Here is a 21,256-nt window from a genome sequence, read left to right on the forward strand (position 1 = left end):
ATCGTTGCAACAAGCTGCAACCGCGGCCCATTCGTCCCCTGCGCGCGTTATGCTCGCGCACGATCTCGAGGCCCATCGAGGTCATTCATGTCCTGAGGGGGGACTCCCAGTATGAAACTGCAGCGCTTCGCGCTCGCCCTGGCCGGCGTCGGCATGCTCGCCGCCACGGCCGCCGCCGGCCCGGCCACCGCCGCCGTCCGGTCCGACCCGACGCCCGCGATCGCCCACCCGGCCAAGGGCAACCTGAAGACCACGCCGAACACCAAGCTCGCCTCCGGGGGATGCGTGCAGGACGTGGGCTTCAACACCCCGACGCCGGGGATCAACGACGTCCTGATCACGCCGGCCAAGCCGCCGCGCGGTCAGTTCTACGCGGAGTTCAAGTTCGTCGGCACCCGTCTCAACACGACGTGGTACGGCGTGCAGACCGACACGCACTTCTACTACCACAGCCTGTTCGTGCAGAACGGCACGCTGTACCGCGGTGTCACCTACTTCGACACCGACAACGCGCGCCCGACGTACGCGCGGATCGGCTCCGGCTGGACCAGCTTCACCCAGCTCGTGACGTCGAACTACGCCATCACCGCGCCGAACCGCTCGTACCTGTACGGGCTGAGCACCAACGGCAGCCTGTACCGCTACGCGGCGTCGGGTGCCACCTTCCGGGCGCTCGGCCACTTCCCGGGCTTCAAGGGCTTCAAGGCGATGACCGTGATCTCCGAGACCCCGACCTACGACACGCTGCTGATGACCACCAAGGCGGGCGCGCTCTGGACGGTCCGGATCCCGGCCGCGGCCTCGACCAAGCCGATCCTGAAGCTGGTCCGAAGCTCAGGCTTCGCGGCGTACGAGTCGCTGGCCGCCGTGGAGTGCGGCACCAAGGGCGGCACGCTGGTGACCGGTTTCGACAACGACACCGACTCGGTCTACCAGTACGCGATGAGCAAGTTCAACGGCTCGAAGACCGCGGTCACGTCCTACGGCCGGGTCACCGGCGGCACCATCCCGGGCACCGGCATCTTCTCGGTCACCGGACACTGGAACCAGCTGGTGGGGGAGTGATCCCGCAGTAGTGCAGAGCCGGGGGCGCCGCTTGATGCGGCGCCCCCGGTCCGTTTCAGAGGCTCTTCTGGTAGTCCAGGAAGCGGGCGACGATCTTGTAGTTGAGCTGCTCGTTGATGCTGATCATGTGGTCGTTGGACTCGGCGTTCCAGGTGTCGATCTGGGTCAGCGCCGGCTCCTCCTCGCGCAGCCACAGCAGCATCGCGGACTTCAGCAGGGCGCCCAGGCGGTGACCACGATGGTCGCGAGAGACGGCGGTGTCGTGCTGCTCGCCGAGGTGCGGACGTTCGCGCTCGACCGCCACGACCGTATGGCCGGCCAGCTCGCCGGTGTCCTTCGCGCGGGCGATCACCCGGTAGACGGTCCGGTCGCTCTTCAGCTGCGCCTCTTCGTACGCGCGCAGCCGCTCCGGGGTGAAGACGTCGTCCTCCAGGTCGAGGTCGTCCTTCGGGGCGTCGTTGATCGACTCGACCACCGCGACCATGCCCTCGAGCATGTCGTCCGGCAGCGCCCCGACGACCTTCACCAGCTCGTACGCCGACGCGGCCGCGAGCGACCCGTCGTACATCCGCTGGACCAGGTCCCCGTCGAGGCCGGTCAGGTCCTGACGGCGGTTCACCTCGACCGACTTCTGCTCCAGCCCGTGCCGCGCCGCGAACGCCTGCGCCTTCGGCAGATCAATCCCGCCGAGGCCGGTCCCGATCCGGCCCAGCTCGCGGGTCACCTGCTCGCCGTACTCGAACAGCTCCGACCCGATGCCGCGACCGCGGTGGTCGGGGTGCACCTTGACGTCGAGCCAGGTCTTGTCGGTGTTCTCGTACTGCGACACCTCGACGACCAGCAGGCCGACGGCGGTACCGTCGTCCAGGCGCGCCAGGTACGCCTGCGGGGGCTCCAGGTCCCATCCGTACCGCAGCATGTTCGCGAAACTCCGTGGTGTGTGCTGGACGATCTCCGGGCAGTCCAGCTTCCAGCCGGCCGAGTCCACGGCGACCGCGTCCGCACATCCGGCCTCGTCGTCGGGCGACAGCTTGATGATGTTCACGCTCACCAGCGTCCACTGGTGCGCGGGGTTACCGCATCTGGTTTATCCGAGGTCAGGTGTTGGCATTCCGTACGCGTGCTCGACGGTCATCGAGAACATCAACCGCTTGTCCTGCACCATGACCGCCCGGTACTCGTCCCAGTCCGGGTGCTCACCCGACGCGGTCCGGTAGTAGTCGACCAGATCCTCAACCACCGCATCGTGCGGATCGGCGGCGACCGGGCTGAGCTCCGCCTTACCTTCGAGCACGAGGTACGAGCGTCCACGCGGTCCGTTGATGTACAGGCTCGCCCGCGGATCACGCCGCAGGTTCTTCGTCTTGGCCCGCCCGTCCGTCAGCGAGACCCTGATGCGGGTCCCGTCGAACACATAGGTGACGTTGGACAGCTGCGGCCGCCCGTCCCGCTTGATCGTCACCAGCACGCCTAGACCGTGAGTCCCGATCCGCTCGAGAAGATTCATAACTGAAGCCTAAAAATTCAAGCGCTCTTGAGGGCAAGTCACGCTCCGTGTCTCGGTGAGCGGGACCCCGGTTCGACGGGCGGGGGGAGTTGTGCATAAACTCGCAGGCATCATGCGGCACCAGCTTCTCCTCCTTCGCTGCCGCGGCGAGGCCTGACAAGGCCGGTTCCCTCGCCGCGGAGTCCTGACGTACGCCGGTCGTCCCTCACGACACCCGTACTTCCCGAGGAGAACCCCGTGGCACCGAAGAACCAGCCCAAGCCTGTTCAGCAGTCGTCCGGTATGCCGATCCACCGCTACCGCGCGTTCCCGCCGATCGACCTGCCGGACCGCACCTGGCCGGCCAAGTCCGTCGACCGGACGCCGCGCTGGCTGTCCACGGACCTCCGGGACGGCAACCAGGCGCTGGTCGAGCCGATGTCGCCGGCCCGCAAGCGGCGGATGTTCGACCTGCTGGTGAAGATGGGCTACAAGGAGATCGAGGTCGGTTTCCCGAGCGCCAGCCAGTACGACTTCGACTTCGTCCGCAGCCTGATCGAGGACGACGTCATCCCCGACGACGTGACGATCTCGGTGCTGACCCAGGCGCGCGAGGAGCTGATCGAGCGCACCGTGCAGTCGCTGCAGGGCTCGCCGAAGGCGACCATCCACCTGTACAACGCGACCGCGCCGCTGTTCCGCCGGGTGGTGTTCAACGTCGACAAGGCCGAGTGCCGCAACATCGCCGTACGCGGCACCGAGACCGTGATGAAGTACGCCGACGAGATGCTCGGCGACTGCGAGTTCGGGTACCAGTACAGCCCGGAGATCTTCACCGGCACCGAGCTGGAGTTCGCGCTCGAGGTGTGCGAGGCGGTCAGCGACGTCTGGCAGCCCGCCGAGGGCCGCGAGATCATCCTGAACCTGCCGGCCACCGTCGAGATGTGCACCCCGAACGTGTACGCCGACCAGATCGAGTGGTTCGGCCGGAACCTGACCCGCCGCGAGCACAGCACGATCAGCCTGCACCCGCACAACGACCGCGGTACGGCGGTGGCCGCGACCGAGCTGGCGCTGATGGCCGGCGCCGACCGGGTCGAGGGCTGCCTGTTCGGCCACGGCGAGCGGACCGGCAACGTCGACCTGGTGACGCTGGGGATGAACCTGTTCAGCCAGGGCATCGACCCGCAGATCGACTTCTCCGACATCGACGAGATCCGCCGTACGGTCGAGTACTGCACGCAGATGCGCGTTCCGGAGCGGCAGCCGTACGCCGGCGACCTGGTCTACACCGCCTTCTCCGGATCCCACCAGGACGCGATCAAGAAGGGCCTGGAGGCGCTCGACAAGCAGGCCGCGGCTGAGGGCCGTCCGGTCGGCGAGATCGCCTGGGAGGCCCCGTACCTGCCGATCGACCCGAAGGACGTCGGCCGGTCGTACGAGGCCGTGATCCGGGTCAACTCGCAGTCCGGCAAGGGCGGCGTCGCGTACATCATGAAGTCCGAGCACCGGCTCGACCTGCCGCGCCGGCTGCAGATCGAGTTCAGCCGGGTGATCCAGCAGCACACCGACACCGAGGGCGGCGAGGTCGGCCCGCAGGTGATGTGGGACATCTTCGCGGCCGAGTACCTTGCCCCCGGCAAGCTGTCGCTGCTGAGCGTGAACTCGACCTCCGGCGAGGGCCAGGGCGACCAGCTCCGGGTTCAGGTCTATGCCAATGGTGTCCCCCACGAGTTGGTTGGCGAGGGCAACGGTCCGGTGTCGGCGTTCGTGGACGCGTTGCAGCCGCTGAAGTACGACGTCCGCGTGCTGGACTACCACGAGCACGCGCTTTCCGCCGGTGGCGACGCGCTGGCCGCCGCGTACGTGGAGTGCGAGGTCGGCGACGAGGTGTTCTGGGGGGTCGGCCGGGACGCCAACATTCTCACTGCTTCGCTGAAGGCGGTCGTTTCGGCTGTCAATCGCGCCACGCGCTGAAATACGTTCGAATCTGTTCACCGAGTTGCCCGTCTCCGTGTCGGAGGCGGGCAATTCCTGTACGCGCCGGTACCGTTGCGTCACCGTCCGCAACGTTGTCTCAACGTTGCCTCAAGTCGTTGACTCGGTGACTGAGGTTGCGCACACTAGCGTCACTATGCGCAGATCCTTGCAAGACAGTGTTCCTAAGTCCTGCGGATGAGGGTCTGCGCCACCGACTTTCCCTGGTAGTCGCGTGGAGGTGAGCAGTGAGCGGTGCGGTCGATACGTCCGCGGCGGAACTGATCGAAGGTCCCGCCGTCGAACCGAGACCTTCGGCCGTACGGCGGTTCTTCAACGCCTGGCTGGTGCGAAGACTGTTCAAAGCGGTCCTGACGGTCTTCATCGTCACGACGGGCACGTTCTTCCTGGTCCGATTGTTGCCCGGTAACCCGGTCGACACCTATATCCAGACGCAGATCGCGCAGACCGGTATCTCGTACGAGGCGGCGGCCGCGCAGGCGAAGAACCTGTTCTCGCTCGACCCGAACGAGCCGTTGATCGCGCAGTACTTCCACTACATGGTCAACATCCTGCACGGCGACTTCGGCAACTCGGTGCTGTCGCCCGGAACGACGGTCGCGCAGGTGATCAAGACCTATCTGCCCTGGACGCTGTTCTCGGTCGGGGTGGCGACGGTCTTCAGCTTCATCATCGGCATCATCGCCGGGATGATCATGGCGTACCGCCGGGAGACCTGGATCGACCATCTGCTGACGTCGATCGGCTCGCTGCTGCACGCGATCCCGAACTACATCCTGGCGATCCTGATCGTGGTCTTCCTGGGTGTGAAGCTGCAGTTGTTCGACCTCACCGCGGCCCGTGGCTCGTACACGCCCGGCGTGACACCGTCGTTCAGTTTCAGCTTCCTGAACGACATCTTCTACCACGCGACGCTGCCGATCCTGGCCTACGCGCTGACCACGGTCGGCTCCTGGGCGCTGGTGATGAAGTCGTCCACCGTGGAGACGCTCGGCGAGGACTACGTGACGGTGGCCCGGGCGCGCGGCCTGTCGGACTCCCGGATCCGCTCCGGGTACGTCGGGCGGAACGCCGTCCTGCCGCTGTTCAGCCAGCTCGCGGTGTCGCTCGGGTTCGTCGTCGGCGGCTCGATCTTCGTGGAGAAGATCTTCGGCTACCAGGGCATCGGCTTCAGCCTGTACAACGCCGTCAACGGCCGCGACTACGCCGTCCTGCAGGGCATCTTCCTGGTCGTGACGATCTCGGTCGTGGTCGCCAACCTGCTGGCCGACCTGCTGTACAGCCGGCTGGATCCGCGGATCCGCGTCCAGGGCAAGGGGTGACGACATGACCGAGGCCACCATTCCCGTCTCCGCGGTCGGCACCACCAGCGTGTCCCGCTTCGCCGGCATCCTCAGCTCCCTGCGCCGCAGCCCGGCCGGCTTCATCGGGTTCGTGATCGTCGCGCTGCTGGTGCTGATCACCGCGATCGTGCCGTTCTTCCTCCCCGACGTCGCGCCGAACGTCAAGGAGATCCTGCTCCCGGCCGGTTCGCCCGGGCACCTGCTCGGTACCGACAACGAGGGCAAGGACGTCCTGATCCAGATGATCGGCGGCGGCCGGACGGTGATCTTCGTCGGCTTCTTCGCCGCGGCCATCTCGACCGCGCTGGCGATCGTGCTCGGGTCGCTGGCCGCCTACCTCGGCGGCTGGGTCGACTCGGTTGTGGTCACGCTGGCCGACGTCTTCCTGACCGTCCCGCAGATCGTGCTGCTCGCGGTGATGGGCGCGTTCTTCAAGCTGGACTCGCCGATCCTGCTGGCGCTGCTGGTCGGCGGCCTGTCCTGGCCGGTGCTGACCCGGGCGGTCCGGGCCCAGGTGTTCTCGCTGAAGGAGCGCGAGTTCGTCGAGGCGGCCCGGCTGCTCGATCTCGGCACGATCCGGGTGGTGTTCGTCGAGATCCTGCCGAACATGGCCAGCTTCATCCTGATGAACTTCATGATCGGCGTCACCAACGCGATCTACCAGCTGGTCGGTCTGTACCTGCTCGGTCTGGCCCCGCTGACCGGATCCAACTGGGGCATCATGCTCAACCGCGCCTGGATCGCCGGCGCGATCTTCAACGACGCGAGCCTGGCCTGGATCCTCAGCCCGGTGGTCGCGATCATCCTGCTGCTGCTCGGACTGGTGATGATGACACGATCCCTCGAAGAGATCCTCAACCCGCGGCTCCGGGACCGGTGATCGCGCGATGACGACCACTTCTTCGAGTACTCGCGCCAAGCGCGGCGGCGAGGGCAAGCCGCTGCTGTCGATCCGCGACTTCAAGGTCGAGTACCGGACCGGCTCCGGCTCGGTCGTGCAGGCGGTCCGCGGCGTCGACCTCGACCTGTTCCCGGGCGAGAGCCTGGCCCTGGTCGGCGAGAGCGGCTGCGGCAAGACGACGTTCGGCCTCGGACTGCTGCGGTTGCTGCCGCGGCTCGGGCACGCCAGCGGCAAGGTCCAGTTCAACCGCGGCGACGGTACCGAGATCGACGTCCTCGGGCTGGACGGCCGTGACCTGCGGCAGTTCCGGTGGCGGGACGCGGCGATGGTCTTCCAGGGCGCGATGAACGCGTTCAACCCGGTGCTGAAGATCCGCGCGCACATGCACGACACGATGCGCGCGCACACCAAGGCGACCAAGCAGGAGATCGAGGACCGGGCCGGCGAACTGCTCCGCCTGGTCCGGCTCGAACCGACGCGGGTGATGGACAGCTACCCGCACGAGCTCTCCGGCGGTATGCGGCAGCGCGTACTGATCGCGATGAGCCTGCTGCTGGAACCCGAGGTACTGATCCTGGACGAGCCGACCACCGCGCTCGACATCCTCACCCAGCGGTCCGTGGTCGACGTCCTGCACGAGGTCCGCGAGCGGCTCGGGTTCTCGATGATCTTCATCTCGCACGACCTGTCGCTGGCCGCCGAGCTCGCGGACCGGGTGGCCACCATGTACGCCGGGCGCATCATCGAGACCGGTGGCGTCCGGGACATGTTCTACCGGCCGCGGCACCCGTACACCCTCGGCCTGATCAAGGCGGTCCCGCCGATCGTCGGCGACCTGCCGGACATGGAGTCGATCCCGGGCGGCCCGCCGAGCCTGGCGGCGCTGCCCCAGGGCTGTACGTTCAGCCCGCGCTGCAAGTTCGCGACCGAGGAGTGCAAGGAGGCCGACCCGCCGCTGCTCCCGATCTCCGACGTGCCGGGCGACGCGCACGAGGCCGCGTGTATCCACTGGAAGGACGTGCACCTCGACCGTGAGGTGCCGAGCGAGAACTTGGGGACGGCATCATGAGCGCGCTCGAGAAGTCCCCGGAGACCCCTGAGACCGCGGGCCGGACGCCGCTGATCTCGCTCGGCGGGGTCAGCCAGGTGTTCGACACCAAGGCCGGGCCGATCCGGGCGGTCGACAAGATCAACCTGTCGATCAACCCCGGCGAGGTGCTCTGCCTGGTCGGCGAGAGCGGCTCGGGCAAGACCACGGCGGCCCGGATGGCGGCCGGCCTGGCCCGGCCGACGAGCGGTCAGGTCGCGTTCGACGGCACCGACATCTGGTCGATGAAGCGCAACGACTTCAACACTTTCCGGCGCAGCGTGCAGTACGTGCACCAGGACCCGTACGCGTCGCTGAACCCGACCCGGACGATCCAGCAGACGATCACCGCGCCGCTGCTCAAGCACGGCATCGTGAAGAACAAGAAGGAGGCCGCAGAGAAGGCGGCCGAGCTGCTCACGAAGGTCGACCTGACGCCACCGGAGAACTACCTGACGAAGTTCCCGCACCAGTTGTCCGGTGGCCAGCGGCAACGAGTTTCGGTGGCCCGGGCGCTGACCCTGGACCCGAAGCTGATCATCGCGGACGAGTCGACGTCGATGCTGGACGTGTCGATCCGGATCAGCGTCCTGGCGATGCTCGGCCGGCTGCGCGACGACCTCGGGGTCGGGTTCCTGTTCATCACCCACGACCTGGCGATCGCGAAGTACTTCGGCTGGCACGGCAAGACCGCGGTGATGTACCTCGGCCGGATCGTCGAGTTCGGCCCGACCCCGAAGATCATCAACGCGCCGACGCACCCGTACACCCGGGCGCTGATCGACGCGATCCCGGAGCCGGACCCGGACCTGACCAAGACCAAGGGCCGGGAATCCCTGCGCAGCCTGGAGATCCCGAGCCTGGCGGATCTGCCGCCCGGGTGCTCGTTCCACCCGCGCTGCCCGCAGTTCGAGAGCGGGCTGTGCGACGGAAAGGTCCCCGAGCTGGTCGAGATCCGCTCCGGTCAGTCGGCTGCGTGTCACGTGGTGGCGCGCGACGGCGTACCGGACCAGCGTCCGGATGAGCCGGGGAGCTGATGACACCTCAGATCGGCCGGGCGGCGCTCGGCTGGGCGGCATTCCTGGTGCTGGCCAGCGGAGTTCTGTTGCTCACCCTGACGCCGGGCACCGCGGAGTTCGTCGTCACCTTGTTCACCTTGTGTTTGGGCCTGCTACTGGGCCTGGTGGTTGTCGTCGGGGTGCTGATCACCCGGCGCCGGGAAAAACGCGAGGGCGGTAGTTAGTCCCCACCAGTAAGTAGTACCTGACCCACATGGGCGTGTGGTCAGTCCAGAAAGGACGAAGGATGAGTCCCACCGGCAACATCGATTCCGGCGATTCCGGCACCAACGGAACGGGCAACGCCCGGACCAACGCCATCTCCCGCCGCAACGTGCTCCAGCTGTTCGGCATCGCCGGTGTCGGCGTGGCCGGCATCGGATCACTGGAGGCCTGCTCCCCGAGCAAGCCGAACGCCAGTGGTGGCGGCGGCAGCAACGCCAGCAAGGAGTTCCACGGCGCGTACCCGTACCAGCTGCCCCCCAAGGGTCACTTCAACCTCGTGAAGGGTGTTACCGACGGCATCCAGGTGGACAGCCCCTACCTGGATCTCATCTACCCCAGCGGCGGCCTGTACTACTGGGCCGACAAGAAGTGGGAATGGATGATGGCCGAGTCCGGCACGCTGGACGAGGCGACCAAGACGTACACGATGAAGCTCCGGTCGGGCCTGACCTGGAGCGACGGCAAGCCGGTCACCGCGAAGGACGTCGTGTCGACGTTCAACCTGCACTGGCTGATGCGCCAGCAGTCCTGGACGTTCCTGTCCGACGTCGCCGCCAAGGACGACACCACGGTGACCTTCACCATCGGTACGCCGTCCACCGTGCTGGAGCGCTACATCCTGCGGGCGCCGATCATGCCGGACTCGGTCTACGGTGAGTGGGCGACCAAGGCCGAGACCATGCGCAAGGCCAAGACCAGCCTGGACAGTGCCGAGGGCAAGCAGCTGAACGGCGACTTCCAGAAGTTCCGTCCGCAGAACCCGGTCGTCTCCGGCCCGTTCAACTTCGACGCGAAGAACATGACCAACTCGCAGATGGCGCTGGTCAAGAACGACAAGGGTCTGTTCGCCGACAAGATCGGCTTCACCAAGGTCGTCCTGTACAACGGTGAGACGTCCGACATCTCGCCGGTCGTACTGAACAAGGACATCGACTACGCCACCCACGGTTTCGCGGTGGCGACCGAGAAGACCCTGCTGTCCAGCGGCTTCCGGATCCTCCGGCCGCCGGTGTACTCGGGTCCCGCGCTGGTGTTCAACTACACCGCGCACCCGGAGTTCGCCGACGTCAAGGTCCGGCAGGCGATCGCCTACATCCTGGACCGCAACGAGAACGGCACCGTCGCGCTCGGCGACTCCGGCAAGCCGTGCAAGTTCATGGCCGGCTTCTCCGACATCGCGGTCCCGGACTGGGTGTCGGACGCCGACCAGAAGAAACTGCAGGCGTACGAGAAGGACGAGGCCAAGGCCACGTCGCTGCTGCAGGCCGCCGGCTGGAAGAAGAACGGTGGCAAGTGGACGCTGCCGAACGGCAAGCCGGCCGCCTACGACATCAAGTTCCCGACCGAGTTCGCCGACTGGAACCCGGCCGCCACCAACGCGGCCGACCAGCTGAACAAGTTCGGCTTCAACATCACCAAGCGGGGTATCACCTTCACCCAGCTGAGCCCCGACGTACTGGCCGGCAAGTTCGACATCGCGATCCAGAGCTGGGGCGCGTCGAGCCACCCGCACCCGTACTTCTCGTTCGTCCAGGACCTGTACACGTTCAACTACGTGACCGCGGCGAACTCCGGCGGCAAGGGAATGAACTTCCCGCTCAAGCAGACCACCTCGGCCGGTCCGATCGACCTGCAGTCCGTGGTGGACAAGTCCGCGCAGGGCCTGAACCTCGACGAGCAGAAGAAGAACGTCACCGCCGCGGCGCTGGCGTTCAACGAACTGCTGCCGATCATCCCGCTCTGGGAGCGCTACGGTAACAACCCGGCGCTCGAGGGCAAGCGGGTGGCGAAGTTCCCGGCCGACGACGACCCGATCCTGAAGAACGCGCCGTACGCGGACAACTTCGTGATCATGTACATGTACCAGGGCAAGGTCGCGCCGGTCTAAAGAAGATACTGACTGGCGTCTGACCTGGTTGTTTGATTGGGTCGGCCGGGTGATCTGCGTACGTGAGATCGACCCGGCCGACCTGGCCCTGTTCGACGAGTGGTACGACGCCTTCCGGGCCGGCGCGGTCGCGGGGCGGGAGGCGGCGCTGGTCGAGGCCCGTTCCGCGCTGGCGTACTCGCTGCGGAATCCGGGGCCGTTGAAGCAGCGGATCGCTGTCGGTGCGTTCGAGGACGACCGGGTGCTCGGCGGGATGCTGTTCGAGTACCGGCTGACCGACAACCTCGACACGGTCGAGGCCGAGATCGACGTACCGCCGGAGCATCGGCGGCGGGGGATCGGTACTGCCCTGTGGCAGTGGGCGGTCACCCGGGCCGCGCAGCTCGGGCGGACCATCGTCCAGGCCGAGGTCGCCGTACCGGCCGATCCGTGGCCGGCTGCGTTGTTCGCCGAGCGGCTCGGGTTCGCCGTCGAGCATGTCGAGGAGCATCTCGTCGTACCGCTGCCGTACGACGAGCTGTTGCTGGAGGACCTGCGTTCATCTCTGGGCCGGCTGGACGGGTACCGGCTGACGTCGTGGGCGGGGGTGTGCCCGCCGGAGCATCAGCAGGCGTACGCGGATCTGCACAGCGCGATGGACCTCGACGTACCGACCGGCGGCATGACGCGCGAGCTCGTGCCGTGGACGGTCGAGAAACTCGAGGCCAGCGAGGCGCGGATCGACCGCAACTACCTCGCCCTGGTGACGATGGCCCACACCCTCGACGACGAGCCGGCCGGGTACACGCTGATCTACTTGCCGCGCGCGGATCTGGCCAACGCGCAGCAGGACGACACGCTCGTACTGCGGGAGCACCGCGGGCACAACCTGGGTACGTTCATGAAGCTGGCGAACCTGGAACAGCTGGCGAAACACCGTACGACCCAACGCTATCTGCACACCTGGACCGCCCTGACCAACACCCCGATGCGCAAGGTCAACACCCGCCTCGGCTTCCGCACCGTCGAACAACACCGCGAACTCGAACTCCGTCTACCTCTGCTCCGCCCCGCCGCCCGCGGCGTGATCGTGGACCCCTCCGACCGAGTGTTGCTGGTCCGCTTCGAGTTCTCCGACGGCCCGCTGTGGGCGACCCCCGGCGGCGGTCTGGAGGCGGGCGAAAGTGTGGTCGACGGGCTCCGCCGGGAACTGATCGAAGAGGTCGGTCTCGCGGACTTCGCCGACCCGGTCCACCTCTGGCACGAGGAAATGGTTGCCGCGGGCCACGCCACGGGGTACGACGGGGTGCTCAACGACTACTTCCTGATCCGTACGGACCATTTCGAACCGGCCGGCACCCTGTCCGCGGACGAACTCCGCGCGGAGAACGTACACGCCCTGCGCTGGTGGACGCTGGACGAGCTCGAGGCCTACGACGGCCGCTTCGCTCCCCGCAACCTGCCGGAACTACTCCGCCAAGTCCTGCATTCTGGCCCACCGGCCAGACCCTTGACCCTCTGAGATCAGCCCAGGTCCTGGCCGTCGCGCCCGCCATTTGGACCATTTTGCCCGGCGTGAGAGGTCCGCGCGAAGGCTGCGAGAGGCGGGGGCCCTGCCTCTTTGCACGGTCGCGGCGGTAGGTTCGGGGCATGCGTTCTTCTCAGCTCGGTGATCTGACCGTTTCCAGCCTCGGCCTCGGCTGCATGGGGATGTCCCAGTCGTACGGCGTCCGCGCCGACGACACCGAGTCGATCGCGACCATCCATGCGGCGATCGACGCCGGCTGCACGTTCATCGACACCGCCGACGTCTACGGCGACGGCGCGAACGAGGAGCTCGTCGGCCGCGCACTGGCCGGCCGCCGCGACGAGGTCGTGCTCGCCACCAAGTTCGGGTTCAAGCGCCCGGCCGGGGCCTCCGACGTACCGACGGTCGTCGACGGCTCCCCGGAGTACGCCGCCCAGGCCCTCGACGCGTCGCTGCGGCGGCTCGGGGTGGACCACGTCGACCTCTGGTACCTGCACCGGCGCGACCCGCAGGTACCGATCGAGGAGACGGTCGGCGCGATGGCGGCGGCGGTCGAGGCGGGCAAGGTGCGGTACCTCGGGCTGTCCGAGGTGAACGGCCACACGGTGCGCGCGGCCCACGCCGTACACCCGATCAGCGCCGTCCAGAGCGAGTGGTCGCTGTGGACGCGCGACCCGGAGACCGTCGTACTGCCCGCGCTGCGGGAGCTCGGCATCGGGTTCGTACCGTTCAGCCCGCTCGGGCGCGGGTTCCTGACCGGGCAGATCAAGTCGCCGGACGACTTCCCTTCAGATGACATGCGGCGGGCGTTGCCGCGCTTCCAGGGCGAGAACTTCCAGCGCAACCTCGACCTGGTCGCGCAGGTGCAGTCGCTGGCCGCGGCCAAGGGCGTGACGCCGAGCCAGCTGGCGCTCGCCTGGTTGCTTGCTCAGGGCAATGACGTGGCGCCGATCCCGGGGACGAAGCGGCAGACGTACCTCGCGGAGAACCTGGGCGCTTTGGACGTTGAGCTGACCGCTGACGACCTGGCCGCTCTGGACGCGGCGTTCCCGCCGGACGCGGTGGCCGGGCAACGGTACGCTTCGGGCGGGATGGACCTGGTGGGCAAGTGATCGGCATCACCGGCGCGACCGGGCAGCTCGGGTCGCGGATCGTCTCCCGGCTGGCCGGCGTACCGCTGCGGCTGATCGTGCGGGATCCCGCACGGGCGCCGTCGGTACCGGGCGCGTCGGTCGCGCGGGCGGCGTACGGCGAACATGCCGCGCTGGTGTCCGCGTTGGACGGGGTCGACGTACTGATGTTGCTCAGCGCAAGCGAGTCGGCGGACCGGGTCGCGTTGCACAAGGCAACCGTCGACGCGGCGGTGGCGGCCGGGGTGCAGCGGATCGTGTACACGTCGTTCGTCGGGGCCGCGCCTGGGGCGACGTTCACGTTCGCGCGGGACCACTGGCACACCGAGCAGCACATCCGGTCGACCGGCGTCGACTTCACGTTCCTGCGGGACAACATGTACCTCGACTTCGTTCCCGGGTTCGTCGGTGCGGACGGCGTGATCCGCGGGCCGGCGGGGGACGGGCGGGTGGCCGCCGTCGCGCGGGACGACATCGCCTCGGTGGCCGCGTCTGTGCTGGTGTCGTCGGGGCATTCGGGGGAGACGTACGACCTCACCGGGCCGTCGGCGTTCACGTTGGCGGAAGCGGCCGCGGTACTGACCGAGTCTTTGGGGCGCAAGGTGCGGTACGAGGCGGAGACGCTGGACGAGGCCTACCGGTCGCGGGAGTCGTACGGCGCCGCGGCATGGGAGGTGGCCGGCTGGGTGACGTCGTACGCCGCCATCGCCAGCGGTGAGATGGGCCACGTCTCCACCGCCGTGAAGGACCTCACCGGGCACGAGCCGATCAGCCTCGAGGAGTATGTCCGTCGCGGGTGAGAGACTGGTGGGGTGCCGCTCTACCGGGATCAGGCGATCGTACTGCGCACCCAGAAGCTGGGTGAGGCGGACCGGATCGCCACGCTGCTGACCCGCGCCAACGGCAAGGTCCGCGCGGTCGCCAAGGGCGTCCGGCGGACGTCGTCGCGCTTCGGCGCCCGGCTGGAACCGTTCAGCCATGTCGATCTGCAGCTCGCGACCGGACGTACCCTCGACGTCGTCACCCAGGCCGAGTCGATCGCGGCGTACGGCGAGGGAATCGTCGGCGACTACGCCCGGTACACCGCGGGCACCGTGCTGCTGGAGACCGCCGACCGCCTCGTCGTCGAGGAAAAGGAACCCGCCACCCAGCAACACCTCCTGCTGGCGGGCGCTCTTCGGGTCCTCTCGACCGGCGAACGCGAACCCGCCCTGGTCCTCGACTCGTTCCTGTTGAGATCGTTGGCGATCTCCGGCTACGCCCCCTCCTTCGACGACTGCGCCCGCTGCGGCGAACCAGGCCCGCACCGAGCCTTCAACCCCGCCTCCGGTGGCATGGTCTGCACCAACTGCCGCCCCCCAGCCTCAGCCATGCCCAGCCCCGCCACCGTCGCCCACCTGGCCGCCCTCCTCACCGGCGACTGGCCCACCGCCCTCCAAGCCGACCCCAGAACCCGCCGAGAATCCACCGGCCTGATAGCCGCCTTCTTCACCTACCACCAAGAACACCAACTCCGCTCCCTACCCCACCTGGACCTGACCACCGGAGCCACTTGATGCCCAGCGCCATAGATCGTCTCGACCCCGAGAAGCGCCACCAACTCGACAACCTGATCGCATCCTGGCGCATGGAGAACCTCCCCCTCACCGCCCCGGAAATCGACATCCTGGCCCGCTATCTCCTGGGTGAGATCACCGCCGACGAACGCCGCCGCCTGCTGGACGACCTGCGCTGATGCCGACCTTCGAGAACTGGGGCGACTACTTCTGGCCCGGTCAGATCGACGACTGCAAGATCAACAAGCTGGGCATCCACGACGCCACCCGCCTGGAGGACGAAGAACGCCTCCGCAGCGCTGAACGCGCGGCCGAGATCATCGCGGGTGACGTCGAGATTCCGCGGACGTTCGACCTCGAGCATCTACGGGCGATCCACCGGCAGCTGTTCCAGGACGTGTACGACTGGGCCGGAGAATTGCGTACGACAGATCTGGTCCGGCCCTCCGAAGATCCCAACGCGCCCCCGAACGAGTTCGTCAAACCCGAGGACATCGAACGGCTGGCTCCCATCGTCTTCTCGCAACTCGGCGACCCGGCCGACCTGCGAAACCGGCCGACGTCTGAGGTCGTCGACGTCCTCGCCAGGACGTACGCCGGAATCAACGTGCTCCATCCCTTCGTCGAAGGCAACGGCCGCACGCAGCGCATCTTCCTCGACCACGTCGCCGAAGCCGCCGGCTACCGCATCAACTGGACCCGAATCGCCGACCGCCAGAACGAAGTCATGGCAGAGGCGTTCGGCGTCGGCGCCGAACCCGTCCGCGAGGCCCTGGCCGAATGCATCGAACCGCTCCCCGAAACCCCGGCCCGCCAGGACACCCAACACTCCCTCCGCCTAACAACACAAGGTGTAGCCAACGCCGCCACCATCCCAGCGCCAGACCCAACGAGCCCGACCGCCACCACCGCCAACCAAAACCCCAGGACCCACCAACGCACCCCAGAAGAACGCCACTGACGGCTCCGCATCCTAGTTGGCCAACGATCGGCAGAAGTCGTACGAAGGCCCCCGGAAAATCCGAGTCAGTGCGACACACCGGCCTGACCGATCCTTGAACGCAACGACCAGGACGGCTTACTGGCGATCCTGTCGCGGCCAGCCGGTCGGTTCCGATCGCGTGCGCCGTAGGCGCGGATATCCGTTCGGCGGTTGGCTGGGATTGCGTGTCCCAGCGGGACTGCTCGACCCTCCCGGGCCTTTGGTCTGGTCGGCGTACGCGATTCCCGGCACGCTCGGGTCTGGCGGCCGGTCCTTTGTGCTGCGCGATCCGGTGAGCGGGCGGGTCGAGCTCAGTGGCTGCTGCCCGGTCAAAGCATGCGCGACCGCGCGCTTGGCGTCGAGCTCGGCCTGCCGGGCCGACTGGCTGCCGCGCGCATCCGGTCGCCTCTCACCGAAGCGATCGAGGCCGGGCTGCCGGTCGTCCGGGTGCCGGCTGAGCCGCGCGCAGACGTGCGCATAGATGTTGTTCCGCCCGCGACGGGGTTTGATAGCCAGCAGTTCGCGCCTCGGCCGATCATCGGGCGCCGCCGGTCCGACCTCACGGAACACCAGGCGGTAGTCCGGTTTGCGAGAGGGATTCGACCGGACGTACGCCGTCACGCAGTCGCGAAGGTCGCCCTAGCCCCGCTCGTACCCGAGTGCATGATGTCCGTCGGTGGCCCCGTCGCGAAGGTTCTCGATCTCTCGCAGGACCTCGCGGTACAGGTGACGGTACGCAGCTGGAGACGCATTGGCCTGACGGCGTAGGAAAAGCAGGTCCTGATGGAACTTCTCGAGACCGACGACGAGGTACTTCCCGTCATCGGTCATCGCCCTCGGACCTCTGCTCAGCCTCGGATCTCTTCTCGGCGCGGATCTCGTCGAGGAGCTCGCGGGTCAGCGGATCGTCGGCAGCCCACTCGTCCAGATCCAGCGGTCGGCTCCCGGGCAACGGCTCAGACGCGTAAACACGCACGGTGGGGTCGTCGATCACGCCGGTCGGCGGATGGTCGTCACCGCGCAGATCGCGGTACTGCGCCGTCGACAGCAGCACCGCCTCCGGTTCGCCGTCCTCGCCCCACACCACCGGCACGCTGTCGCCGGTCCGCGCGGCCTCCACGAACTCCTGAAGCCGCTCGGCGACCTCGGCGACCCCGATCACCTCGTCCGGGACCGTGAACTTCCCTTCACCACCCAGATCCTCGAACTCGTCGTACGTGAGCACAACAGCCTCCGGCACCCCGTCCCCGAAGCTGAACGCGAACGTCCGTCCACCCCGAAACCGCGCAAGCACCCCCGCCAAATCCCCCCGAACCTCACCAACAGAAGGCCAACTCGTCATAGCCCCGAACCTATTCCTTCCACCAGCACCCCGCCCCAGTCAGCAGCCGGCCGCCGCCGGCCCGCTGGCGTCGCCGCCGCCGGGGTCGACGAGGACCGGGACTGCTTCACCGATGCGCAACTGGGTGGCGGCCTGCTGGGTCATCGTGATCTGGCCATTGTCTCCGAGAGTGCTCTGCCAGGTGATATCCCACTGTGCTACTGCAGTGACCGCGTACTTGCAGTTCGGAAGCTTGTGGGACGTCTTCGCGTACCGATGGCCGCAGGTCGGCGACCCTTTCACACCCATCGACTTGTCGTACGGCGTCCCCGGCCCGTCACAGCGAATCGTCTTACCGTCTCCCATCGACCAGTCGACCGCCTTGACCTTCGCGATCGCCGTAACCGACAAACCGGGCACACTCGCACTCCGAACAATCGGACCCCATGTGTTCTCGCTCTTCGTCACCCACAGCCAGACAGGCATGTTGACGAGCCCGATTTGACCGGCGGCCGGCGCCGTCTTGATCTGCGGCGGGGCAAGCTTCATCTCAGCAATCGCTTCGTACGCGAGCGTCACTGGATCGATGACGACAGTGTCCGGTTTGCCGGGCAGCCATACCCACTCGGTCACGATGTGCCTGCCCTGGTCGTAACCCTGTTCGCGGGTACACGCCCAGATGCTCCCGTCGGTGTGCCCTTGCCATCGCTCGTCGCCTGGCGGCGGCTGAGGTTCCTCACGCTTCATGTAGCACTGGTGGCTGTTGGACCAACTGCCGAGTGCCGGATCAACGCACGGCATCAGTGCTCCGTGAAACTTGCATTCAACGCTTGTTGTCTTGCCGTGCGTACCGGGCGTTCCGGGCACGGTAGGCGTGGCCGTGGTGGTCTTGTTGCCCACGAGTTTCCATTGGCAAAAGTTGCCGATGCAAATCCACTTGTAGCCCGGTCCTGGCGGAGGGGTGTCCGGCGGGTACCCCATTGCGCTGTCCGTGCAAAGAACTGCGCTGAGGAGCGATGCCGCGGCGACAAGCAAACCGAGCCTAGCCTTGCTCAGCATGGTCCCTTGTCCTCATCGGAGATGAGAAACCACAACTTCTGGCCGTCTGCGCCGGGAGCAAAACGCAGATGGGAGGTGACTTGTCGGCGCGTTCCCGCGCTAGGGCCGGATGGCACTGGCTTGCCGTTGCTCTTGAATCTCACGACTTGCTTCGAACTGTCGAGGCAGTTCAGGAGAACGACCTCCGGCTGGGCCTGTTTCAGCTCGACCGAGACCACGGTTGTCTTGGCAATCTGTACGTTGCCGGTCACGTACAACTCGTTGCTCACCAACGTTCTCGCCTGATCAACGATGGTGATGATCCGCTGGCCGCTCAGCCCGGCCTTCTCGAGCGTCGGTCGATCCAGCTCCGACGGATTCGTGAAGGTCCGATCTATGGCGGCGGTGGCGATGGCATACCGCGCTTTGGCGGCAGTGATCGCGCCCTGCTGTTCCGGAGTCCAGGTCGGCGTCGATGGGGCCGTTGGCGTCGGAGTACGACTGGCCGATGGTGAGGTCGGGGTCGTGTTGGGCCGGCCGGCTTCGGGGGAGCCGTTGCAGGCGGTCAGCATCAGAAAGGTGCTGAGCGTGGCGGCGGCTGCAAGTAGCGGTCGGCGGGGCATGCGGTGGGGCTCCGTTTCTTGAGTGGTGGGTTAAGGGTTGCATACGGAGGGTGTTCGCGGGGTCGGTTATCCACAGGGCTGCAGGTTGTTGCAGGAGAGTGATGGCAGACGCCAGGTGGGACGCCTATTGGTCGCCGACCGGGGAAGTGCGGGTCCTAAGAGACCTTCTCGAGTCCGGCGATCAGGTGCTACGTCGATCACGCCGGTCGGCGGATTGGTCGTCACCGCGCAGATCGCGGTACTGCGCCGTCGACAACAGCACGGCCTCCGGTTCGCCGTCCTCGCCCCACACCACCGGCACGCTGTCGCCGGTCCGCGCGGCCTCCACGAACTCCTGAAGCCGCTCGGCGGCCTCGGCGACCCCGATCACCTCGTCCGGGACGGTGAACTTCGCTTCACCACCCACGTTCTCGAACTCGTCGTACGTGAGTACAACAGCCTGCGGCGCAGCTGAACGCGAACGTCCGCCCACCCGAAACCGCGCAAGCACCCCCGCCAAATCCCCCGAACCTCCCCGACCGAAGGCCAACTCGTCAACCCGCCCTCCCCAGCTGCACTCCGCCCGTCAGCAACCCGCCACAGCCGGCGCAGTAGCCTCCCCAGCACCCGGATCCACAATCACCGGAACGGCCTCGCCGATGCGCAGCTGTGTGGTGGCCTGCTGGGTCATCGAGATCTGCCCGCTGTCCCCAAGCGTGCTCTGCCAGGTGATGTCCCACTGCGCCACAGCAGTCACCAGATACTTGCAGTTCGGCAGCTTGTGCGAGGTCTTCACGTACCGATGCCCGCAAGTGGGCGAGTTCTTCGTACCCATCGATGTGTCGTACGGCGTCCCCGGCCCTTCACACCGCACCGTATTTCCGTCCCCCATGGCCCAATTGATCGCCTTGACCTGGGCGGTCGCGGTTACGGTCAACCCAGGCACACTCGCACTCCGCACGATCGGACCCCACGTGTTCTCACTCTTCGTGACCCACAGCCAGACAGGCATATTGACGAGCCCGATCTGACCTGCAGCGGGGGCAGTCTTGATCGTCGGCGGGGCCAATTGCATTTCTGCAATCGCTTGATACGCCAGTGTTACTGGATCGACTACGACGGTATCCGGCTTACCTGGTATCCACACCCACTTGGTGACGAGATGCTTTCCCTCGTCGTATCCCTGCTCCCGCACGCAGGCCCAGATTCTCCCATCGGTATGTCCCTTCCAGACGGGATCGCTGTACGGCGGTTGCGGCTCAACGCTCTGCAGGTAGCACTGCTCCCTGTTCGACCAGTTCCCGAGCTCAGTCGTGCACGCCTGAGCGGCGCCTTGAAATTCGCAAACATGCTTCGGATTCTTGTTCGTCGATTTGGTCGGCTTGTCGCCGCCGCTGGTCGTCGTGCCTGGCTTCTGAAGGAGCGACTTGAGGAACCAGTCGCATCTATGCAAGAGCTTGACGCATGCCCACACGTAGTCAGGCCCTGGTTTTGGCGGTCGCGTCTCACTTGTGCCCGCCTGAGCGGTCGGCACCACAACGACGACGATGACGGCCAGGATGAGGGCGAATCTGGTTGGGCGTCCTAGCATGCCCCTAGCTCCTGCTCCGCGATCAGCCACCAGCGTTTTCCGCCGCCGGTCACGGATGGGGCGTAGACGATCTGGGATGAGACTTTCTGTCGCTTGCTGGTTCCAGGACCGACCGGCACCGGCTTGCCATCCTTCTGGAAACGAAGCACGACCGCCGAGCTGTCGACGCAGTTGATCAGGCGAACCTCGGGCTGCTGCAACTTGAGGTTTACGGTTGACACCTGGATGTTGGTGACCTTCGTAGCTCCGCTTGCGTACCAACCGTAGTCACGGAAGTTGATCAGATCCTCGAGGACCGTGTAGATCCATTTGCCCCCGTTGCCAGCCTGCTCGAGCTTCTCTCGAGTCGCGGTCACTGGTGTCGCCATGGCGGCGTCGATAGCGGCCCGAGCGACTGAGTACTGCTTCTTGGCGGCTGCGATCGCTGTCTGCTCCTGCGGTGTCCATTGGGGCCCTGTGGGCGTAGGTGATGGCGTCG

Annotated in this window: 23 protein-coding genes; 14 read left to right on the forward strand and 9 right to left on the reverse strand. The window is 66.8% G+C overall.

The genetic code is table 11. The features are described from left to right. The first annotated feature begins 111 nt into the window (after nt 1–111). Nucleotides 112–1,065 (forward strand): hypothetical protein, encoded by a 954-nt coding sequence (locus ACZ5BU_RS31035; protein ID WP_465703985.1) that lies wholly within the window; start codon nt 112–114, stop codon nt 1,063–1,065. A 55-nt stretch (nt 1,066–1,120) separates the two neighbouring features. Here ACZ5BU_RS31035 and ACZ5BU_RS31040 read toward each other — a convergent pair whose 3' ends face one another. Beyond that, on the reverse strand, nt 1,121–2,110 hold the full coding sequence (locus tag ACZ5BU_RS31040) for a GNAT family N-acetyltransferase (RefSeq protein ID WP_465703986.1): 990 nt from the start codon (nt 2,108–2,110) through the stop codon (nt 1,121–1,123). Between the two features lie 42 nt (nt 2,111–2,152). After that, nucleotides 2,153–2,572, reverse strand: coding sequence for a PPOX class F420-dependent oxidoreductase (locus ACZ5BU_RS31045; protein WP_465703987.1), 420 nt, complete (start codon nt 2,570–2,572; stop codon nt 2,153–2,155). A gap of 282 nt (nt 2,573–2,854) precedes the next feature. Here ACZ5BU_RS31045 and leuA point away from each other — a divergent pair, with 282 nt between their 5' ends. The 13 genes from leuA (at nt 2,855) to ACZ5BU_RS31110 (ending at nt 16,205) form a co-directional block, all read left to right on the forward strand. After that, nucleotides 2,855–4,528 (forward strand): 2-isopropylmalate synthase, encoded by a 1,674-nt coding sequence (gene leuA, locus ACZ5BU_RS31050; RefSeq protein WP_465704261.1) that lies wholly within the window; start codon nt 2,855–2,857, stop codon nt 4,526–4,528. Nucleotides 4,529–4,776: 248 nt separating this feature from the next. Next, the gene (locus ACZ5BU_RS31055) at nt 4,777–5,871 is read left to right on the forward strand and encodes an ABC transporter permease (RefSeq protein WP_465703988.1); all 1,095 of its coding nucleotides are present in this window, start codon (nt 4,777–4,779) and stop codon (nt 5,869–5,871) included. A gap of 4 nt (nt 5,872–5,875) precedes the next feature. After that, complete coding sequence (locus ACZ5BU_RS31060) at nt 5,876–6,772, forward strand: ABC transporter permease (RefSeq protein ID WP_465703989.1); 897 nt, start codon at nt 5,876–5,878, stop codon at nt 6,770–6,772. Between the two features lie 7 nt (nt 6,773–6,779). Beyond that, entirely contained in the window at nt 6,780–7,862 is a 1,083-nt protein-coding gene (locus tag ACZ5BU_RS31065) for an ABC transporter ATP-binding protein (protein WP_465703990.1), read from the forward strand. Then, nucleotides 7,859–8,917, forward strand: coding sequence for an ABC transporter ATP-binding protein (locus ACZ5BU_RS31070; RefSeq protein WP_465703991.1), 1,059 nt, complete (start codon nt 7,859–7,861; stop codon nt 8,915–8,917). The genes ACZ5BU_RS31065 and ACZ5BU_RS31070 overlap by 4 nt, the downstream gene beginning before the upstream one ends. Then, complete coding sequence (locus ACZ5BU_RS31075) at nt 8,917–9,123, forward strand: hypothetical protein (RefSeq protein ID WP_141859434.1); 207 nt, start codon at nt 8,917–8,919, stop codon at nt 9,121–9,123. Before ACZ5BU_RS31070 ends, ACZ5BU_RS31075 begins: the two co-directional genes overlap by 1 nt. Nucleotides 9,124–9,185: 62 nt before the next feature. Continuing rightward, the gene (locus tag ACZ5BU_RS31080) at nt 9,186–11,051 is read left to right on the forward strand and encodes an ABC transporter substrate-binding protein (protein WP_465703992.1); all 1,866 of its coding nucleotides are present in this window, start codon (nt 9,186–9,188) and stop codon (nt 11,049–11,051) included. A 49-nt stretch (nt 11,052–11,100) separates the two neighbouring features. Continuing rightward, on the forward strand, nt 11,101–12,552 hold the full coding sequence (locus tag ACZ5BU_RS31085; RefSeq protein ID WP_465703993.1) for a GNAT family N-acetyltransferase: 1,452 nt from the start codon (nt 11,101–11,103) through the stop codon (nt 12,550–12,552). Nucleotides 12,553–12,680: 128 nt separating this feature from the next. Beyond that, nucleotides 12,681–13,670 (forward strand): aldo/keto reductase, encoded by a 990-nt coding sequence (locus tag ACZ5BU_RS31090; RefSeq protein ID WP_465703994.1) that lies wholly within the window; start codon nt 12,681–12,683, stop codon nt 13,668–13,670. Further along, nucleotides 13,667–14,488: an SDR family oxidoreductase gene (locus ACZ5BU_RS31095; RefSeq protein WP_465703995.1), complete on the forward strand. Its 822-nt coding sequence runs from the start codon at nt 13,667–13,669 to the stop codon at nt 14,486–14,488. The genes ACZ5BU_RS31090 and ACZ5BU_RS31095 overlap by 4 nt, the downstream gene beginning before the upstream one ends. Nucleotides 14,489–14,500: 12 nt before the next feature. Then, entirely contained in the window at nt 14,501–15,244 is a 744-nt protein-coding gene (gene recO / locus ACZ5BU_RS31100) for a DNA repair protein RecO (RefSeq protein ID WP_465703996.1), read from the forward strand. Continuing rightward, complete coding sequence (locus ACZ5BU_RS31105; RefSeq protein WP_465703997.1) at nt 15,244–15,423, forward strand: antitoxin VbhA family protein; 180 nt, start codon at nt 15,244–15,246, stop codon at nt 15,421–15,423. Before recO ends, ACZ5BU_RS31105 begins: the two co-directional genes overlap by 1 nt. Next, nucleotides 15,423–16,205 (forward strand): Fic/DOC family protein, encoded by a 783-nt coding sequence (locus ACZ5BU_RS31110; protein ID WP_465703998.1) that lies wholly within the window; start codon nt 15,423–15,425, stop codon nt 16,203–16,205. The genes ACZ5BU_RS31105 and ACZ5BU_RS31110 overlap by 1 nt, the downstream gene beginning before the upstream one ends. Nucleotides 16,206–16,865: 660 nt before the next feature. On the opposite strand, the gene ACZ5BU_RS31115 is transcribed toward ACZ5BU_RS31110, so the two are convergent. The 7 genes from ACZ5BU_RS31115 to ACZ5BU_RS31145 all read right to left on the reverse strand — a co-directional run bounded on the left by ACZ5BU_RS31115 (nt 16,866) and on the right by ACZ5BU_RS31145 (nt 21,146). Beyond that, complete coding sequence (locus ACZ5BU_RS31115; RefSeq protein ID WP_465703999.1) at nt 16,866–17,057, reverse strand: hypothetical protein; 192 nt, start codon at nt 17,055–17,057, stop codon at nt 16,866–16,868. Beyond that, the gene (locus tag ACZ5BU_RS31120; protein ID WP_465704000.1) at nt 17,047–17,520 is read right to left on the reverse strand and encodes a hypothetical protein; all 474 of its coding nucleotides are present in this window, start codon (nt 17,518–17,520) and stop codon (nt 17,047–17,049) included. The genes ACZ5BU_RS31115 and ACZ5BU_RS31120 overlap by 11 nt, the downstream gene beginning before the upstream one ends. Nucleotides 17,521–17,607: 87 nt before the next feature. Next, the gene (locus ACZ5BU_RS31125) at nt 17,608–18,606 is read right to left on the reverse strand and encodes a hypothetical protein (RefSeq protein WP_465704001.1); all 999 of its coding nucleotides are present in this window, start codon (nt 18,604–18,606) and stop codon (nt 17,608–17,610) included. Continuing rightward, nucleotides 18,600–19,208: a hypothetical protein gene (locus ACZ5BU_RS31130; RefSeq protein WP_465704002.1), complete on the reverse strand. Its 609-nt coding sequence runs from the start codon at nt 19,206–19,208 to the stop codon at nt 18,600–18,602. The genes ACZ5BU_RS31125 and ACZ5BU_RS31130 overlap by 7 nt, the downstream gene beginning before the upstream one ends. A 181-nt stretch (nt 19,209–19,389) precedes the next feature. Further along, nucleotides 19,390–19,680 carry a hypothetical protein gene (locus ACZ5BU_RS31135; protein WP_465704003.1) on the reverse strand — a complete coding sequence of 97 codons (291 nt, stop codon included), beginning with the start codon at nt 19,678–19,680 and terminating at the stop codon, nt 19,390–19,392. A 93-nt stretch (nt 19,681–19,773) separates the two neighbouring features. Beyond that, nucleotides 19,774–20,778 (reverse strand): hypothetical protein, encoded by a 1,005-nt coding sequence (locus ACZ5BU_RS31140; protein ID WP_465704004.1) that lies wholly within the window; start codon nt 20,776–20,778, stop codon nt 19,774–19,776. Beyond that, nucleotides 20,772–21,146, reverse strand: a complete 375-nt coding sequence (locus ACZ5BU_RS31145; protein ID WP_465704005.1) for a hypothetical protein — start codon at nt 21,144–21,146, stop codon at nt 20,772–20,774. The genes ACZ5BU_RS31140 and ACZ5BU_RS31145 overlap by 7 nt, the downstream gene beginning before the upstream one ends. Between the last annotated feature and the right edge of the window lie 110 nt (nt 21,147–21,256).

The organism is Kribbella sp. NPDC031520 (assembly GCF_055580825.1).

What these genes read in the sequence shown, in the direction of transcription:
- ACZ5BU_RS31065 (WP_465703990.1), top strand. Translation starts at nt 6,780, where the DNA reads ATGACGACCACTTCTTCGAGTACTCGCGCCAAGCGCGGCGGCGAGGGC.
- leuA (WP_465704261.1), top strand. Translation starts at nt 2,855, where the DNA reads ATGCCGATCCACCGCTACCGCGCGTTCCCGCCGATCGACCTGCCGGAC.
- ACZ5BU_RS31125 (WP_465704001.1), bottom strand. Translation starts at nt 18,606, where the DNA reads ATGCTGAGCAAGGCTAGGCTCGGTTTGCTTGTCGCCGCGGCATCGCTC.
- ACZ5BU_RS31035 (WP_465703985.1), top strand. Translation starts at nt 112, where the DNA reads ATGAAACTGCAGCGCTTCGCGCTCGCCCTGGCCGGCGTCGGCATGCTC.
- ACZ5BU_RS31075 (WP_141859434.1), top strand. Translation starts at nt 8,917, where the DNA reads ATGACACCTCAGATCGGCCGGGCGGCGCTCGGCTGGGCGGCATTCCTG.
- ACZ5BU_RS31105 (WP_465703997.1), top strand. Translation starts at nt 15,244, where the DNA reads ATGCCCAGCGCCATAGATCGTCTCGACCCCGAGAAGCGCCACCAACTC.
- ACZ5BU_RS31145 (WP_465704005.1), bottom strand. Translation starts at nt 21,146, where the DNA reads ATGGCGACACCAGTGACCGCGACTCGAGAGAAGCTCGAGCAGGCTGGC.
- ACZ5BU_RS31090 (WP_465703994.1), top strand. Translation starts at nt 12,681, where the DNA reads ATGCGTTCTTCTCAGCTCGGTGATCTGACCGTTTCCAGCCTCGGCCTC.
- ACZ5BU_RS31070 (WP_465703991.1), top strand. Translation starts at nt 7,859, where the DNA reads ATGAGCGCGCTCGAGAAGTCCCCGGAGACCCCTGAGACCGCGGGCCGG.
- ACZ5BU_RS31110 (WP_465703998.1), top strand. Translation starts at nt 15,423, where the DNA reads ATGCCGACCTTCGAGAACTGGGGCGACTACTTCTGGCCCGGTCAGATC.
- ACZ5BU_RS31080 (WP_465703992.1), top strand. Translation starts at nt 9,186, where the DNA reads ATGAGTCCCACCGGCAACATCGATTCCGGCGATTCCGGCACCAACGGA.
- ACZ5BU_RS31045 (WP_465703987.1), bottom strand. Translation starts at nt 2,572, where the DNA reads ATGAATCTTCTCGAGCGGATCGGGACTCACGGTCTAGGCGTGCTGGTG.
- ACZ5BU_RS31130 (WP_465704002.1), bottom strand. Translation starts at nt 19,208, where the DNA reads ATGCCCCGCCGACCGCTACTTGCAGCCGCCGCCACGCTCAGCACCTTT.
- ACZ5BU_RS31060 (WP_465703989.1), top strand. Translation starts at nt 5,876, where the DNA reads ATGACCGAGGCCACCATTCCCGTCTCCGCGGTCGGCACCACCAGCGTG.
- ACZ5BU_RS31140 (WP_465704004.1), bottom strand. Translation starts at nt 20,778, where the DNA reads ATGCTAGGACGCCCAACCAGATTCGCCCTCATCCTGGCCGTCATCGTC.
- ACZ5BU_RS31115 (WP_465703999.1), bottom strand. Translation starts at nt 17,057, where the DNA reads ATGACCGATGACGGGAAGTACCTCGTCGTCGGTCTCGAGAAGTTCCAT.